Below are 15495 nucleotides of genomic sequence, written 5' to 3'. Positions count from 1 at the left end.
TCTATTCGCCGCAACTGCCCTTTTGGGACCATTGGCGTACAAGGCGGACAGTCACCAAAAAATAATGAAAAAAGGAGGACAGCCGGAATCAGCCCCCGGAAACCGGGCGGCGGATTGTCCGGCTTTTGTATGCCTATGAATGACTGAAACTTTATCAAAACGATTCCGGCTAACTATAATTTATGGCATTTTTTAATCAGGCAATCACCGTTTTGCAGACTCTCGTTATCGCTCTGGGCGCTGGTCTCGGCATCTGGGGTGTCATCAACCTGCTGGAAGGTTACGGAAATGACAATCCCGGCGCTAAAAGCCAAGGCATGAAGCAGCTCATGGCTGGCGCTGGCGTCGCCGTGGTCGGCATGGTCCTCGTACCCCTGCTCTCCGGTCTGTTTACCGTCTAAACTGTCCCTGGAAAATCCTTGCCCCTCCCGTAATAATCGGGAGGGGCTGAAAGGAGGTCGCACTGTATGGATTTTCTGCTGGACGCGCTTACTGAGTGGCTCAAGGAAATGCTGGTAGGCGGCATTATGGGAAACCTGTCCGGGATGTTCGATTCTGTAAACCAGCAGGTCGGAGATATATCCGTGCAGGTTGGGCAAACACCGCAGGGCTGGAACGGCGGTATTTTCAACATGATCCAGAACCTCTCCAACTCCATTATGGTTCCCATCGCCGGTGTGATTCTGGCGATTGTAATGACGCTGGAACTAATCCAGATGATTACCGATAAAAACAACCTGCATGATGTGGATACCTGGATGATTTTCAAGTGGGTGTTCAAGTCAGCCGCAGCCATACTCCTTGTCACGAATACATGGAATATCGTCATGGGCGTGTTCGATATGGCGCAGAGCGTGGTGGCACAGGCATCCGGGATCATTTCTTCGGATGCCGCCATTGATATTTCCTCTGTCCTTACGGACATGGAACCCCGGCTGATGGAAATGGATTTGGGTCCGCTGTTCGGGCTTTGGTTCCAGAGTATGTTTATCGGCGTTACCATGTGGGCGCTGTATATCTGCATTTTCATCGTGATTTATGGCCGTATGATAGAAATTTACCTTGTGACATCCGTTGCGCCCATCCCCATGGCTGCCATGATGGGCAAGGAATGGGGCGGCATGGGCCAGAACTATCTGCGCTCCCTGCTGGCGCTGGGATTCCAGGCATTTCTTATCATTGTCTGTGTGGCGATTTATGCTGTACTGGTGCAGGGCATCGCTACCGAGGAAGATGTGATTATGGCGATTTGGAGCTGTGTGGGCTATACGGTTTTACTGTGCTTTACCCTCTTTAAGACCGGAAGCCTTGCAAAAGCTGTATTCCAGGCTCATTAAGGAGGAGGGAGTTTCTATGGCCTATGTACCTGTACCCAAAGACCTGACGAAAGTCAAAACCAAGGTTGCTTTCAACTTAACCAAGCGGCAGTTAGTCTGCTTCGGCGGAGGGGCGCTTTTGGGCGTACCGCTGTTCTTTCTGCTCCGTGGCTCTGCCGGGAACAGTACGGCAGCCCTGTGCATGATGTTCGTGATGCTGCCTTTCTTCCTGCTGGCGATGTACGAAAAGCATGGTCAGCCGTTGGAAAAGATCGTGGGCAATATCATCCGCGTCACGGTGATCCGCCCCAGGCAGCGCCCCTACCGCACCAATAACTTCTATGCCGTGCTGCAGCGGCAGGCAAATCTCGACGAGGAGGTGTCACACATTGTTTACGGCAATCAAACGCTGGCTGCACCGGCTGTTCGGAAAAAACGAGGAAAAAGCTGTGCAGCCGGTCAAAACAAAGAAAAAGCTGTCCCGCGCCGACAGAAAGCAGATTGAAGCTGCGATTGCCCGCGCAAACCGCACGGACAAAAAGGAAAAATCGGCACAGGACAGTATCCCTTATGAACGAATGTGGCCGGACGGTATCTGCCGGGTATCAGACGGTCACTACACAAAAACCATTCAATTTCAGGACATCAACTATCAGCTCTCACAGAACGAGGATAAAACCGCGATTTTCGAGGGCTGGTGCGATTTCCTCAACTACTTCGACAGCTCGATTCAGTTTGAGCTGTCTTTTTTGAACCTTGCAGCATCGGAGGAAACCTTTGCCCGCGCCATCAACATCCCTCTCCAGGGGGACGATTTTGACAGCATCCGCATCGAATACATGACCATGCTGCAAAACCAGCTGGCAAAGGGAAATAACGGCCTGATCAAAACCAAGTATCTCACCTTTGGCATTGACGCGGACAGCATCAAGGCGGCCAAGCCCCGTCTGGAGCGCATTGAGACCGACATTCTCAATAACTTCAAGCGGCTGGGCGTGGCGGCGGAAACGCTGGACGGAAAGGCGCGGCTTGCCCAACTGCATGGTATCTTCCACATGGACGAGCAGCTGCCGTTCCGGTTTGAGTGGGACTGGCTCCCCTCCAGCGGCCTGTCCACCAAGGACTTTATCGCCCCCAGCTCCTTTGAGTTCCGCACCGGCAAGCAGTTCCGCATGGGCAAGAAGTACGGAGCCGTCAGCTTCGTACAAATTTTGGCCCCAGAGCTGAATGACCGGATGCTGGCCGATTTTCTGGATATGGAATCCAACCTGATTGTCAGCCTGCACATCCAGTCAGTGGATCAGATCAAGGCCATCAAGACGGTCAAACGAAAAATCACCGATCTGGATAAATCCAAAATCGAGGAACAGAAAAAGGCTGTCCGTGCCGGGTACGACATAGACATCATTCCCTCCGACCTTGCCACTTATGGTGTTGAGGCCAAAAAGCTCTTGCAGGATTTGCAGAGCCGCAACGAGCGAATGTTCCTTGTTACCTTCCTGGTGCTGAACACGGCGGATAACCCCCGCCAGCTGGACAACAATGTGTTCCAGGCAAGCTCCATCGCGCAGAAATACAACTGCCGGCTGACAAGGCTGGACTTCCAGCAGGAAGAAGGGCTGATGAGCTGCCTGCCTTTGGGTCTCAATCAGATCGAAATTCAGCGGGGGCTGACCACCAGTTCCACGGCTATCTTTGTGCCGTTCACCACACAGGAATTATTCCAGAACGGTAAAGAGGCGCTGTACTACGGCATCAACGCCCTGTCCAACAACCTTATCATGGTGGACCGCAAGCTGCTGAAAAACCCCAACGGCCTGATTCTCGGTACGCCGGGTTCCGGCAAGTCCTTCAGCGCCAAGCGCGAGATCGCCAACTGCTTCCTGCTGACTTCCGACGAGGTGGAAATCCTGGATCCGGAAGCGGAATATGCCCCGCTGGTGGAGCGTCTGCATGGGCAGGTTATCAAAATTTCGCCCACTTCCACCAACTACATCAACCCCATGGACCTGAACCTGGACTATTCGGATGATGAAAGCCCGCTGTCCCTCAAATCCGACTTCATTCTCAGCCTGTGCGAGCTGATCGTGGGCGGCAAGGAGGGCTTGCAGCCGGTGCAGAAAACCATCATCGACCGCTGTGTGCGGCTGGTCTATCAGGACTATCTCAACGATCCGCGCCCGGAGAATATGCCCATTCTGGAGGATTTGTATAATCTCTTGCGGGCGCAGGAGGAAAAAGAGGCACAGTACATCGCCACAGCGCTGGAAATCTATGTGACCGGCTCCCTCAATGTGTTCAACCACCGAACCAATGTGGACATCAACAACCGTATTGTCTGCTATGACATTAAGGAACTGGGCAAGCAGCTGAAGAAAATCGGGATGCTGGTGGTGCAGGATCAGGTGTGGAACCGCGTCACCATCAACCGCGCCGCCCACAAGTCCACCCGTTACTACATCGACGAGATGCACCTGCTGCTGAAAGAGGAACAGACCGCCGCCTATACAGTGGAAATCTGGAAGCGGTTCCGCAAGTGGGGCGGCATCCCGACTGGTATCACACAGAATGTCAAAGACCTTTTGAGCAGCCGCGAGGTTGAGAACATCTTTGAAAACTCCGACTTCGTGTATATGCTCAACCAGGCGGGCGGAGACCGGCAGATTCTTGCCAAACAGCTGGGCATTTCCCCGCACCAGCTATCCTATGTGACCCACTCCGGCGAGGGCGAGGGACTTTTGTTCTACGGCTCCACCATCCTGCCTTTTGTGGACCACTTCCCCAAGAATACGGAACTGTACCGTATCATGACCACCAAGCCGTTGGACTTAAAAAAGGAGGATGAACAGCATGACAAAGAAAGAAATTGAAAAAGGCGCAGGTCTGCTTCTGGCCGCTGTCAGCGGATGTGAGCAGATGGTGGAACTGCTTCGCGCCGCCGTCCATTACTGCTATGAGCAGGAAAAGACAGCAAAAAATCTCACGCCCAAGGGCTATGCCGGATTTACCCGGATTCACCATATCTGGACAGAGGGCATACCGGATGTTCCCAAGCTGTTTATGGGCAGCCCGATTCAGGATCGGGACATGGCAAGAGGAACCCTGATGGCGCTTTTCCTGTCCACAACGGTCTTTCCGGCAGAAACCATTCAGATTCCGGTATATGCGGAAACCTGTGTGCTGCTGGATGACCTGATGGCGGGTGGCTGGTATGCGTAAGGAACCGCGCCTGCGCTTTACAGACGAGGAACGGGCTGACCCGGCGCTGGAGAAGCCCATCCGTAAAGTAGACCGGGCCGCCGTCAAAGCAGACAAGGCGCAGGCGAAAATCCCGAAAAAGCAGGTGCGGCAAAAAGCGGTGGACCTGGGGACCGGCAAAGTGACTACCAAACTGGTGCTGGAGGACAAGAAAAAGCCGCCCTCCAAGCTGTCCCATGCGGTCCGGGATGCTCCGGGAGATGCGGCGCTGGGGAAACTCCACAAGGAAATCCGTGAAACGGAACAGGACAATGTGGGCGTGGAGAGCGCCCACAAGTCCGAGGAAGCTGTTGAAACCGGTGCGCGGCTGGTCCGGGAAGGCTACCGCAGCCACAAGCTGAAGCCATACCGCAAGGCGGCACAGGCGGAACAAAAGCTGGAAAAGGCCAATGTAAACGCCCTGTATCAAAAGTCCCTGCGGGAAAATCCCCAGCTTACCAGTAATCCGTTTTCACGCTGGCAGCAGAAGCAGGCCATCAAAAAGGAATACGCCGCCGCCAAGCGCGCCGGTCAAGCTGCCGGAAACACCGCCAACACCGCAAAAAAGACCGGCAAGGCCGCCAAGACGGTCAAGGAAAAGGCACAGCAGGCCGGAGCATTTGTTATGCGCCACAAAAAAGGCTTTTTGCTTGTGGGCGCGATTTTTCTGCTCATCTGCCTGCTGCTCAACACCATGTCCTCCTGCTCCATGATGGCGCAGAGCATTGGTTCTGCCATTTCCGGCTCTACCTATCCGTCGGATGACCTGGAGCTGGTGGCGGTGGAGGCCGATTACGCCGCCAAGGAAGCGGCGCTGCAAGCTGAGATCGACAACATTGAGATCAGCCATCCGGGATATGACGAATACCGTTATGACCTGGATATGATCGGGCATGACCCCCATGAGTTGGCGGCTTATCTGTCTGCTGTGTTGCAGGGCTATACTCGCCAGAGCGCACAGGCGGAGCTGGAGCGTGTGTTTGATGCACAGTATCAGCTTACGCTCACCGAGGAAGTCGAGGTGCGCTACCGGACGGAAACCCGAACGGACAGCGAGGGCAACAGCTATACCGTTGAGGTTCCCTACAACTACTACATCCTCAATGTGAAGCTCACCAGCAAGCCTATATCCTCTGTGGCTTCGGAGCTGCTGACCCCGGAACAGCTAGAGATGTATCAGGTGTACCGGCAGACACTGGGCAACAAGCCGCTGATCTTCGGCGGCGGTTCCACGAATACCAGTGATTCCGAGAGTTTGGAGGGTGTGGAGTTTGTAAACGGCACACGCCCCGGCAACCCGGAGCTGGTGGAACTGGCCAAACGTCAGGTAGGAAATGTGGGCGGTCAGCCCTACTGGAGCTGGTACGGATTCAATTCCCGCGTGGAATGGTGCGCCTGCTTCGTGTCCTGGTGCTACGGCCAGATGGGGCTGTCTGAACCGCGCTTTGCGGGCTGTCAATCCCAGGGTGTACCCTGGTTCCAGTCACATGGGCAATGGGGCGCGCGGGGCTATGACAACCTCGCCCCCGGCGATGCCATCTTCTTCGATTGGGACCTGGACGGCAGCGCCGACCATGTGGGCATCGTCATCGGCACAGACGGCAGCCGCGTTTATACCGTAGAGGGAAACAGCGGCGATGCCTGCAAAATCAGAAGCTACGATGTGAACTATGAGTGCATCAAGGGCTACGGCCTGATGAACTGGTGACAAATCTTTTGATAGGAGTGATTGATTATGGCTACGAAAATTGAACGCATTGACCGGGAAATTACGAAAACCCGTGAGAAAATCGCAGAGTATCAGGAAAAGCTGAAAACGCTGGAAGCGCAGAAAACCGAAGCGGAAAATCTGGAGATCGTCCAGATGGTGCGCGCCCTGCGGCTGACCCCGGAGCAGCTGAACGCTATGCTCTCCGGCGGTACGGTCCCCGGCATGGCCGCTGCCTCCGCCGACTACAACGAACAGGAGGACACCGCCCATGAAGAATAAGAGAATTTTCAAGACCTTTTCGGCCCTCTGCGCCGCCCTGGTGCTGATGATGGGCCTTTCCGTGACCGCCTTTGCCCAGGGAACGGAGCAGCCCCCGGCAGAGGATGCCACCAACGATGAAAATGTGGTGGTGGAAAAAACCGAGGACAGTCCTGCCCTGACCCCGGAGGGCAACGCGGCGCTGGTAGATGATTTCGGCGGCAACAAGCAGCTGATTACCGTCACCACCAAGGCGGGCAACTACTTTTACATCCTCATTGACCGGGCCAACGAGGACAAGGAAACCGCCGTCCATTTCTTAAATCAGGTGGATGAAGCTGACCTGATGGCGCTGATGGAGGATGGGCAGTCCGCCGAGAAACCACCCGTTGTCTGCAACTGCACAGAAAAATGCGAAGCCGGTGCGGTCAACACCAAATGCGAGGTGTGCAGTACGGACATGACCGGTTGTACCGGCAAGGAAGCGGAGCCGGAAACGCCTGCGGAACCTGCGGAGCCTGAGAAAAAAGAATCCGCAGGACTAAACCCGGTTGTCCTGCTGCTGGTGCTGGCTGTGATGGGCGGCGCTGCCTTTACCTATTTCAAATTCATTAAGGGTAAGGCCAACCACAAAAACAGCAGCAATCCAGACGATTATGACTATGAGGACGGCGAGGAACTGCCGGATGAGGAAGAAATCGAATTGGAGGACGAGGAATCGGGCGAGCCGGACGCTGACGGGGGCAGCGCAGAAGAAGATGACGAGGACAGCGTGAAATGACTCGTTTCACAGACAGTCCCTATGAACGAATGATGACACGCAGGCCGGAGGGCGGGAAGGAAACTTCCCGTCCTCCCTCTTTGCCCCAAAGCCACCCCTGTTATGGCTGCGGGAATTATGGAAGTCCCTGCGTGGGCATTTGCCACCGTGAGATGGAACGCTGGCTCAAAGAAAGGAAACGGAAAAAATGAGTATTCTGATTACATTTATCAAGCTGCTTGCGGTTTTTGACCTGCTGGTGATCGCCGCGTATTTTGGCCGCGACATTCTCTCAACTGTGTGGAGCAAATTTCGGAAAAAGCCCAGACGGGAGGAACCTTTTGATTTCTCCCTGGATGCCGCAGCGGTTCCCCTGTCCATAGATTCCATCCGTCAGCTTTATTCAGGAGACGCGGCGGATTTTGTGGAAGAAAGGCTCCTGCCGAATGCCGCACAGACAATGGCGGTTTTGACAGACCGGGAACAGACAGCCGCCCGCCTGCTTTTGTCTGCACTGGTAGGTTTTCTGGCAGAAGAAGCCCCAATGGATGAACGGAGCTTTCCTATGGTGATGGAACTTCTGAACTGTATGGAATGTGAAAAAGAGGACGGCTGCCAGGACCCGGTGGATATTTTGTTTGAGGAAACCGTCCGCCGTACCTGCCGCCATGAGGAATATTACAGCAATTATCAACGCTACCGGTTGATGCAGGTGGACAAAACCCGTGTCATTCTGGCCTGCCGTATCCTTATCAACGATCTGCTGGGGAAACTGTACCGCTATGACTACCGGTTCGGCTATGACCTGCTGCTGGATGAGGAAAACAGCATTGAGAAAAAACTGCACACATCTGTGCGGGAAGAATGGGAGGATGAAGATGATGGGATGTAAACTGGTAATCGCTGAAAAGCCGTCGGTTGCCCAGAGTTTGGCTGCCGTGATCGGCGCGACTGTCCGCAAAGACGGCTATCTGGAGGGCAACGGCTGGCGTGTCAGCTGGTGCGTGGGACATCTGGCCGGTCTTGCGGATGCAGACAGCTATGACCCCAAGTACGCCAAGTGGCGATATGATGACCTGCCGATTCTGCCGGAACATTGGCAGATGGTGGTGGACAAAGATAAAAAGAAACAGTTTGATGTTCTCAAAAAGCTGATGAACGCCCCGGATGTGACCGAGGTGGTAAATGCCTGTGATGCCGGACGCGAGGGCGAACTGATTTTCCGCAGCGTCTATGAGCTGGCAGGCTGCCAAAAGCCCATGAAACGCCTGTGGATTTCTTCGATGGAGGACTCCGCCATAAGGGAGGGCTTTGCAAATCTGCGCCCCGGTGCGGACTATGACGGTCTGCATCAGGCGGCCCTCTGCCGCGCCAAGGCGGATTGGCTGGTGGGTATCAACGCCACAAGACTGTTTTCCGTGCTGTACCACCGCACTTTGAATATTGGGCGCGTCATGTCCCCGACGCTGGCCCTCATCGTCCAACGGGAAGCCGAGATCGACACCTTCAAGCCGGTTCCGTTTTACACGATAGTCCTGGAGCTACCTGAGTTTTCCGTTTCCGGGGAACGCATGGCGGATAAGGCTGCCGCCGAGCAGCTGAAAACTGCCTGTCAGGGTGCGGATGTGACAGTGAAAAAGGTGGAGCGCAAGGACAAAACCGAGAAGCCGCCCGCCCTCTATGACTTGACTACCCTCCAACGGGACGCCAACCGATTGTTGGGATATACGGCCCAGCAAACGCTTGATTATCTGCAAAATCTGTATGAAAAGAAGCTCTGCACCTATCCCCGCACGGATAGCCGCTATCTGACTTCGGATATGGCGGAGGGATTGCCGGTGCTGGTCAATCTGGTTGCCAACGCCATGCCGTTTCGCAAAGGGATCGCCATTTCCTGCGATGAGGCTCTGGTCATCAACGATAAGAAAGTGACCGACCACCATGCGGTGATTCCTACCCGCAATCTTCATGGCGCAGACCTGTCCGGCCTGCCGGTGGGTGAACGGATGATTTTGGAACTTGTAGCTTTGCGCCTGCTGTGCGCGGTGGCGGAACCGCATACTTACTCAGAAACTGCTGTCACCGTGGAGTGTGCCGGTGCGGAGTTTACCACCAAGGGCAAAACGGTGAAGCGCCCCGGCTGGCGGGCGCTGGACGCTGCCTACCGCGCTGGGCTGAAAAATGCGGAGCCGGACAAGGAAACCGAGGACAAGGCCCTGCCGGACGGAGGCCGTCTGCCAGAACTGTCCGAGGGTCAGACGCTGCCCCTTTCCAGCTCTGCCGTTAAGGAGGGCAAAACCAGCCCGCCCAAACACTTCACCGAAGATACGCTGCTTTCCGCGATGGAAACTGCCGGATCAAAGGAAATGCCGGACGATGCCGAGCGCAAGGGTCTGGGGACCCCGGCCACCCGCGCCGGTATCCTGGAAAAGCTGGTGTCCACCGGCTTTTTGGAGCGAAAAAAGAGTAAGAAAGCTGTGCAGCTCATGCCATCCAAAGATGCGGTGTCCCTGATTACCGTTCTGCCGGAACAGCTGCAATCGCCCCTGCTGACCGCTGAATGGGAACACCGTTTAAGCGAGATCGAGCGCGGCGAGCTGTCCCCGGAGGACTTCATGGGCGGGATCTGCGCCATGCTCCGGGAGTTGGTAGGAACCTATCAGGTCATCAAGGGGACTGAGTACCTGTTCACGCCGCCCCGCGAAGTGGTGGGCAAATGCCCTCGCTGCGGCGGTGATGTGGCGGAACTGCAAAAAGGGTTCTTCTGCCAGACAGAATCCTGTAAATTTGCCATCTGGAAAAACAACAAGTGGTGGGAAATGAAGCGTAATCAGCCTACCAAGGCTATTGTGACAGCGCTGCTCAAAGAGGGACGCGCTCATGTGAGCGGCTTGTATTCGGAAAAAACCGGCAAGACCTACGACGCAACGGTGGTTCTGGTGGACGATGGGAAGTATGTGGGTTTCAAGCTGGAGTTTGACCGGCAGAAAGGCGGCAAACGATGAAACTTTCCCTCTACGAACAGGAAACCATCCTCCTCTACAACCAGGCCGAGGACACCGCCGAAGTTTATACCCATGACCGGAAACTGATGGAGAAGCTGACCAGCCTTTCCAAAAAACACCCGGAACAGGTCTGTAAAAAAGATAAGCACAATTTTACGGTCCCCAAACGCTGTGTGTCCGTCCGGGAGCCATACAGTGCCGAGCGCCGCAAGGCTGCCAGTGAACGGGCCAAGGCTGCCGGGTACAGACCGCCTGTTAGAAAAGCTGACAGTGAGTAAATATGGACAATCTTTTTGAAACGGTCAAGCAGTCTATCACCATTCGGGAGGCCGCAGAACGATATGGGATTGAGGTCAAAAGGGGCGGCATGGTCTGCTGCCCCTTTCACGATGACAAAAATCCCAGCATGAAGTTGAACAAGGAATATTTCTACTGCTTCGGTTGCGGAGCCACCGGCGATGTGATCGACCTGGCTTCCCGGCTCTACAACCTGTCCCCCAAGGAAGCCGCCGAGAAGCTGGCGCAGGATTTTGGCCTTATTTATGACAGTCAGGCCCCTCCCCGGAGGAACTATGTTCGCCAGAAAACCGAGACGCAGCAGTTTCGGGAGGACCGGCAGCGGTGTTATCGCATACTGTCCGATTACTACTATCTGCTGAAAAAATGGGAGAATGCCTATTCTCCTCACACACCGGAGGAAGAACCACACCCCCTCTTTGTGGAAGCGATCCAGAAGAAAACCTATGTAGAGTACCTGCTGGACCTTTTTCTTTACGAAAATGAAGAAGAACAAAAGGCATGGATTACAGAACACACAGCAGAAATCACACATTTGGAAAGGAGACTGAAAATCATGGCTGAGAATAAATCCACCAACCGAGAGCGGCTAAGGGAAATCACAGATGGCATCGAGCAGGGCATCAAGGAACTGTTCGAGAGTGAAAAGTATATGCGCTATCTGTCCGTTATGTCCCGCTTCCACCGCTATTCGGTAAACAACACCATGCTCATCTATATGCAGAAGCCGGATGCCACTTTGGTGGCCGGGTTCAACAAGTGGAAAAACCAGTTTGAGCGCCATGTGAAAAAGGGTGAGCATGGCATTACCATCATCGCCCCCACGCCCTACAAAAAGAAAATCGAGGAAATGAAGCGCGACCCGGATACCCATGCCCCCATTCTGGATGCAGACGGCAAGGCGGTCATGGAGAAAAAGGAAATCGAAATCCCCATGTTTCGCCCGGTCAAGGTGTTTGATGTGAGCCAGACAGACGGCAAGCCGCTGCCGGAGTTGGCATCCAGCTTGTCGGGGACTGTGCCGCATTATGAAGCGTTTCTGGAGGCGGTGCGGCGCTCTGCCCCGGTTCCCATCGAGTTTGAGCCGATGGCGGACAACATGGACGGCTATTTTTCACCCGAACGCCAGCGCATCGCCATCCGGGAAGGCATGAGCGAGGTGCAGACTGTTTCCGCCGCTGTCCATGAAATCGCACACAGCAAGCTCCATAATCAGAAAAAGATTCAGATTGACAATGACCAGCAATATCAGGAGGTGGAGTTGTTTGAGAAACCCGCCCTGTTTTCCAATGGGCGTATTTCCCATGATGATCTGCCCGAAGGCGTTTATTGCTATGACCTGCGCGGTTCGGATGATGACCCCGGTTTCCCGATTTGTGTTGAGGAAAGAGTGGTGGTGAACCACGCTGGCTCTGTTATTTTGACTGCTCCGTTAGAATTTTCAGAAGAAGGCAGGCTGTATTTTACAGATGAGAACGGACTGAATTTTAACGGCGGTATGCTTACCCTCTCGCAGTTTTTGCAAGAACAGAAAAAAGACCGTCGCACAGAGGAAGTCGAAGCAGAAAGCATTTCCTATGCAGTCTGCCAGTATTTCGGCATCCAGACCGGGGAAAACAGTTTCGGTTACATCGCTTCCTGGTCCAAGGGCAAGGAACTGAAGGAGCTGCGAGCCAGTCTGGAGACCATCAACAAGACTTCCTGTGAGCTGATTAACGACATTGAACGCCACTATAAGGAAATCTGTAAGGAGCGCGGCATTGACCTGACCGCCAAACAGGAGCCGGAACAGGCGGATATACCGCAGAAAGCCCTGTTTCTTCTGAACGATGCCACCTATCTGCATATTCAGCCGTGCGATACTGGCTGGGACTATACCCTCTATGACAAGGAAACCATGAAAGAACTGGACGGCGGCCAGCTGGATGAACCGGAACTGTCCCGTTCCGCCGCTGTCCGGCAGATTTGTGAGGGGCTGGAACTGGAAAATCCGTCGATTCAGGATGCACCGCTGTCTATGATTGAGACCTTGCAGGATGCCGCCTGTCAGCAAATGCAGGAACAGGTCAGCCAGCAGACCGCAGAAGCAACCGCCACCCAGCTGCCGGATGCTCAGGAACAGTCTTTGAATGAGTACCCCATGCCCGACAGCGAAGTATCTGTTTCGGATATGCAGGAATACGGCTACTTTTACGATGGGATGCTGCCTGTCACCAGAGAACGGGCGCTGGAACTGGACGCTGCCGGTTTGACCGTCTATGTCCTCCATGAAGATAACACGGAGAGCATGGTGTTTGACACCGAAGAAATCATGGAGCATGGCGGACTTTTCGGTGTGGAACACGAGGAATGGGAGCAAAGTCCACAATTCCATGAAAAGGTGCTGGAACGGCAGGACCGGCAGCTGGAACGGGAGCAGGCATTTCTTGCCCATGAGGGCAGCTGCTTTGCCATTTATCAGGTGAGCCGGGACGATCCGCAGAATGTACGGTTTATGAATCTGGACTGGCTGCAATCGCACAATCTGGCCGTGGACCGAAGTAATTATGACCTGATCTACACCGCCCCGCTGAACGGTTCCGGCAGCACTATGGAGCAGCTGGAAACGCTGTATGAACAGTTCAACCTGAAAAAGCCTGTGGATTTTCACAGCCCGTCCCTGAGCGTCAGCGACATCGTTGCCATCAAGCAGGACGGTAAGGTATCCTGTCATTACTGCGACAGCGTTGGTTTCACCGAGATTCCCGGATTCCTGCCGGACAATCCGCTGAAAAATGCGGAAATGATGCTGGAGGATGACTACGGCATGATCGACGGCATCATCAACAACGGCCCAAAGGAGCCGACTGTGGCGCAGCTGGAACAGCAGGCCCGCAGCGGCCAGCCAATCTCTCTCATGGATTTAGCTGCCGCCGCCCATCGAGAGGAACGGGACAAGAAAAAGTCCGTCATGGAGCAGCTGAAAAGCCAGCCCCGGACGGAACGCAAAAAGGCAGCGCCCAAAAAGAGCGCGGAAAGGGAGATTTGATATGGGAAACTTTACTTTTGAGGAAATGAACCTGATGTGCATTTACAACACCGGCAGCCGCACCGGGCTGATGGAGGCTCTGACCGAGATGCGCGGCGAACTTTCGCCGGAGGAAACGGAACTGCGGGAGCTGACGGACAGCGCCCTGATGAAGCTCCAGGCTATGAGCGACGCCGAGTTTTCCCAGCTGGAACTGTACCCGGATTTTGATGAATAAGCAAATACTTGATAATTACTGACTGTTGTGGTATATTTATAGTTAGTTAATGCTAACCGGTAATATCTTCGGATATAAAAAGAGGTAGATGCTATGAAAAAAACACTAATTGGCGGTTTTTTAACTTTGAGTGGAACGATTGGCATTGTTATTCTGCTGGTGGCTTGTATCTTAAATCCCGTAACGAGTTGGATAACACCACCGGGCAGATTGATTTGTACCATGCTTGAACATGGTATTGCTGTTCCCATCGGTTGTTTTTTAATCATATTTATCACTGGGTTGTTTATTTTAGGAATCGAATACAGGAAAAAGATATAAATATATCAAGAACGGGTTGGAAATGGGAAATGGGAATTGTAAAAAAATTATTTAATAGCACAAGAAAACCAGAAGGCTTGCTGGGCGAACTTATGGTGAAAAGTATGAATAAAGGCCACGCTGCTGTTTCGGATTGGGGGATGGAGCATATTACAAAATTGCACCCATCTAAAATCATAGATCTGGGGTGTGGAGGTGGGCGAAATGCAGCAGAATTATTAAAGCGATTTCCGGCTGCAACGGTGCATGCTTTAGATTACTCTGAGGTTTCTGTCCAAAAAACAAAACAGTTCAATCAGCAAGCGATTAAAAACGGAAGATTGCAGGTTACTCATGCAAATGTTTTGAATCTTCCTTTTAGTGCAGACACTTTTGATTTGGCTACAGCATTTGAAACCGTATATTTCTGGCCAGGACCTCTTGAAAGTTTTAAAGAGGTGTACCGAATCCTCAAAAAAGGTGGCTGTTTTTTAATTGTGAATGAATCCGATGGTACAAATAAAGCGGATGATAAGTGGTTGAAAATCATTGACAACATGAAAATTTATACTGTAGAGCAGTTAGAATTTTTTCTAACTGAAGCAGGATTTTCAGAAATCACCATCGATCATAAAAACAAAAAACATCATATCTGTATTCTGGCAAAAAAATAGGTAATAAACGTATAAGCAGCAGGAAATCTTTCAAGGTTTCCTGCTTTTCTTTTACCCAAAACTGAAAGGAGGACAAAACACCATGCCATCCAAAACAGAATTTTACCGGCAGATGGCCGACCATGTGGCAACCCAGCTCACAGGCAGCTGGCAGGAATGGGCGGGATTTCTGACCACCGCTGCCCGCCTTTACAAGTATCCATTCCATGAACAGCTGCTGATCTATGCCCAACGCCCGGACGCTACCGCCTGTGCAGAGTACGACCTGTGGAATGAAAAGATGGGCCGATATGTAAGGCGCGGTTCCAAGGGGATCGCTCTGGTGGATGATTCCGGGGACAGACCCCGCCTGCGCTATGTGTTCGATATTTCCGACACCGGAACCCGTGAACATTCCCGTACCCCTTGGCTGTGGCAGCTGGAGGAGCGCCATCTTGATTCCGTGCAGGCCATGCTGGAGCGTACCTATGATGTTTCCGGCGATGACCTTGCCGGACAACTTACCGAGGTAGCCGGGAAACTGGCTGAGGAATACTGGACGGAGCATCAGCAGGACTTCTTCTACATCGTTGACGGTTCCTTTTTGGAGGAATATGATGAGTATAACATCGGAGTGCAGTTCAAGGCAGCCGCCACCGTCAGCATCACTTACGCTTTGATGTCCCGCTGTGGACTGGAGCCGGAACGCTACT

At 53.3% G+C, this 15495-nt stretch carries 17 protein-coding genes; all 17 read left to right on the top strand.

Features of this window, described 5'->3' with window-relative positions; all coding sequences use genetic code 11:
* Nucleotides 1–182: 182 nt before the first annotated feature.
* Nucleotides 183–401: a Maff2 family mobile element protein gene (locus BLA28_RS32785; RefSeq protein ID WP_027644084.1), complete on the top strand. Its 219-nt coding sequence runs from the start codon at nucleotides 183–185 to the stop codon at nucleotides 399–401.
* Between the two features lie 66 nt (nucleotides 402–467).
* The gene (locus tag BLA28_RS32780; RefSeq protein WP_002571025.1) at nucleotides 468–1337 is read left to right on the top strand and encodes a VirB6/TrbL-like conjugal transfer protein, CD1112 family; all 870 of its coding nucleotides are present in this window, start codon (nucleotides 468–470) and stop codon (nucleotides 1335–1337) included.
* Between the two features lie 16 nt (nucleotides 1338–1353).
* Nucleotides 1354–1821 carry a PrgI family protein gene (locus BLA28_RS32775; protein WP_002571026.1) on the top strand — a complete coding sequence of 156 codons (468 nt, stop codon included), beginning with the start codon at nucleotides 1354–1356 and terminating at the stop codon, nucleotides 1819–1821.
* On the top strand, nucleotides 1766–4186 hold the full coding sequence (locus BLA28_RS32770; RefSeq protein ID WP_002571027.1) for a VirB4-like conjugal transfer ATPase, CD1110 family: 2421 nt from the start codon (nucleotides 1766–1768) through the stop codon (nucleotides 4184–4186). The genes BLA28_RS32775 and BLA28_RS32770 overlap by 56 nt, the downstream gene beginning before the upstream one ends.
* Nucleotides 4167–4535 (top strand): hypothetical protein, encoded by a 369-nt coding sequence (locus BLA28_RS32765; RefSeq protein WP_002571028.1) that lies wholly within the window; start codon nucleotides 4167–4169, stop codon nucleotides 4533–4535. The genes BLA28_RS32770 and BLA28_RS32765 overlap by 20 nt, the downstream gene beginning before the upstream one ends.
* On the top strand, nucleotides 4528–6261 hold the full coding sequence (locus BLA28_RS32760) for a C40 family peptidase (protein ID WP_002571029.1): 1734 nt from the start codon (nucleotides 4528–4530) through the stop codon (nucleotides 6259–6261). Before BLA28_RS32765 ends, BLA28_RS32760 begins: the two co-directional genes overlap by 8 nt.
* Before the next feature lie 24 nt (nucleotides 6262–6285).
* Entirely contained in the window at nucleotides 6286–6543 is a 258-nt protein-coding gene (locus tag BLA28_RS32755; protein WP_085952158.1) for a DUF4315 family protein, read from the top strand.
* Complete coding sequence (locus BLA28_RS32750) at nucleotides 6533–7303, top strand: DUF4366 domain-containing protein (RefSeq protein WP_002571031.1); 771 nt, start codon at nucleotides 6533–6535, stop codon at nucleotides 7301–7303. The genes BLA28_RS32755 and BLA28_RS32750 overlap by 11 nt, the downstream gene beginning before the upstream one ends.
* Entirely contained in the window at nucleotides 7300–7494 is a 195-nt protein-coding gene (locus BLA28_RS32745) for a hypothetical protein (RefSeq protein ID WP_006777875.1), read from the top strand. The genes BLA28_RS32750 and BLA28_RS32745 overlap by 4 nt, the downstream gene beginning before the upstream one ends.
* Complete coding sequence (locus BLA28_RS32740) at nucleotides 7491–8174, top strand: hypothetical protein (RefSeq protein WP_002571032.1); 684 nt, start codon at nucleotides 7491–7493, stop codon at nucleotides 8172–8174. The genes BLA28_RS32745 and BLA28_RS32740 overlap by 4 nt, the downstream gene beginning before the upstream one ends.
* Nucleotides 8161–10287 (top strand): type IA DNA topoisomerase, encoded by a 2127-nt coding sequence (locus tag BLA28_RS32735; RefSeq protein WP_002571033.1) that lies wholly within the window; start codon nucleotides 8161–8163, stop codon nucleotides 10285–10287. Before BLA28_RS32740 ends, BLA28_RS32735 begins: the two co-directional genes overlap by 14 nt.
* Nucleotides 10284–10565, top strand: coding sequence for a hypothetical protein (locus tag BLA28_RS32730; protein ID WP_006773188.1), 282 nt, complete (start codon nucleotides 10284–10286; stop codon nucleotides 10563–10565). The genes BLA28_RS32735 and BLA28_RS32730 overlap by 4 nt, the downstream gene beginning before the upstream one ends.
* Nucleotides 10566–10567: 2 nt before the next feature.
* Nucleotides 10568–13612, top strand: a complete 3045-nt coding sequence (locus tag BLA28_RS32725; protein ID WP_071699758.1) for an LPD28 domain-containing protein — start codon at nucleotides 10568–10570, stop codon at nucleotides 13610–13612.
* A 1-nt stretch (nucleotide 13613) separates the two neighbouring features.
* Nucleotides 13614–13829 carry a transposon-transfer assisting family protein gene (locus tag BLA28_RS32720; RefSeq protein WP_002571036.1) on the top strand — a complete coding sequence of 72 codons (216 nt, stop codon included), beginning with the start codon at nucleotides 13614–13616 and terminating at the stop codon, nucleotides 13827–13829.
* Between the two features lie 93 nt (nucleotides 13830–13922).
* Nucleotides 13923–14150 (top strand): hypothetical protein, encoded by a 228-nt coding sequence (locus BLA28_RS32715; protein ID WP_002571037.1) that lies wholly within the window; start codon nucleotides 13923–13925, stop codon nucleotides 14148–14150.
* A 29-nt stretch (nucleotides 14151–14179) separates the two neighbouring features.
* Nucleotides 14180–14803, top strand: coding sequence for a class I SAM-dependent methyltransferase (locus BLA28_RS32710; protein ID WP_002571038.1), 624 nt, complete (start codon nucleotides 14180–14182; stop codon nucleotides 14801–14803).
* Nucleotides 14804–14885: 82 nt separating this feature from the next.
* Nucleotides 14886–15495, top strand: a 610-nt coding sequence (locus tag BLA28_RS33620; protein ID WP_143131531.1) for a hypothetical protein, incomplete at its 3' end; no start/stop codon positions are given.

This window comes from Eisenbergiella tayi (assembly GCF_001881565.1).
GTDB classification, from domain to species: Bacteria; Bacillota; Clostridia; order Lachnospirales; family Lachnospiraceae; genus Eisenbergiella; species Eisenbergiella tayi.
Note: the sequence above shows the minus strand (reverse complement) of the source record. Positions and strands in the feature narration are given on the sequence as shown.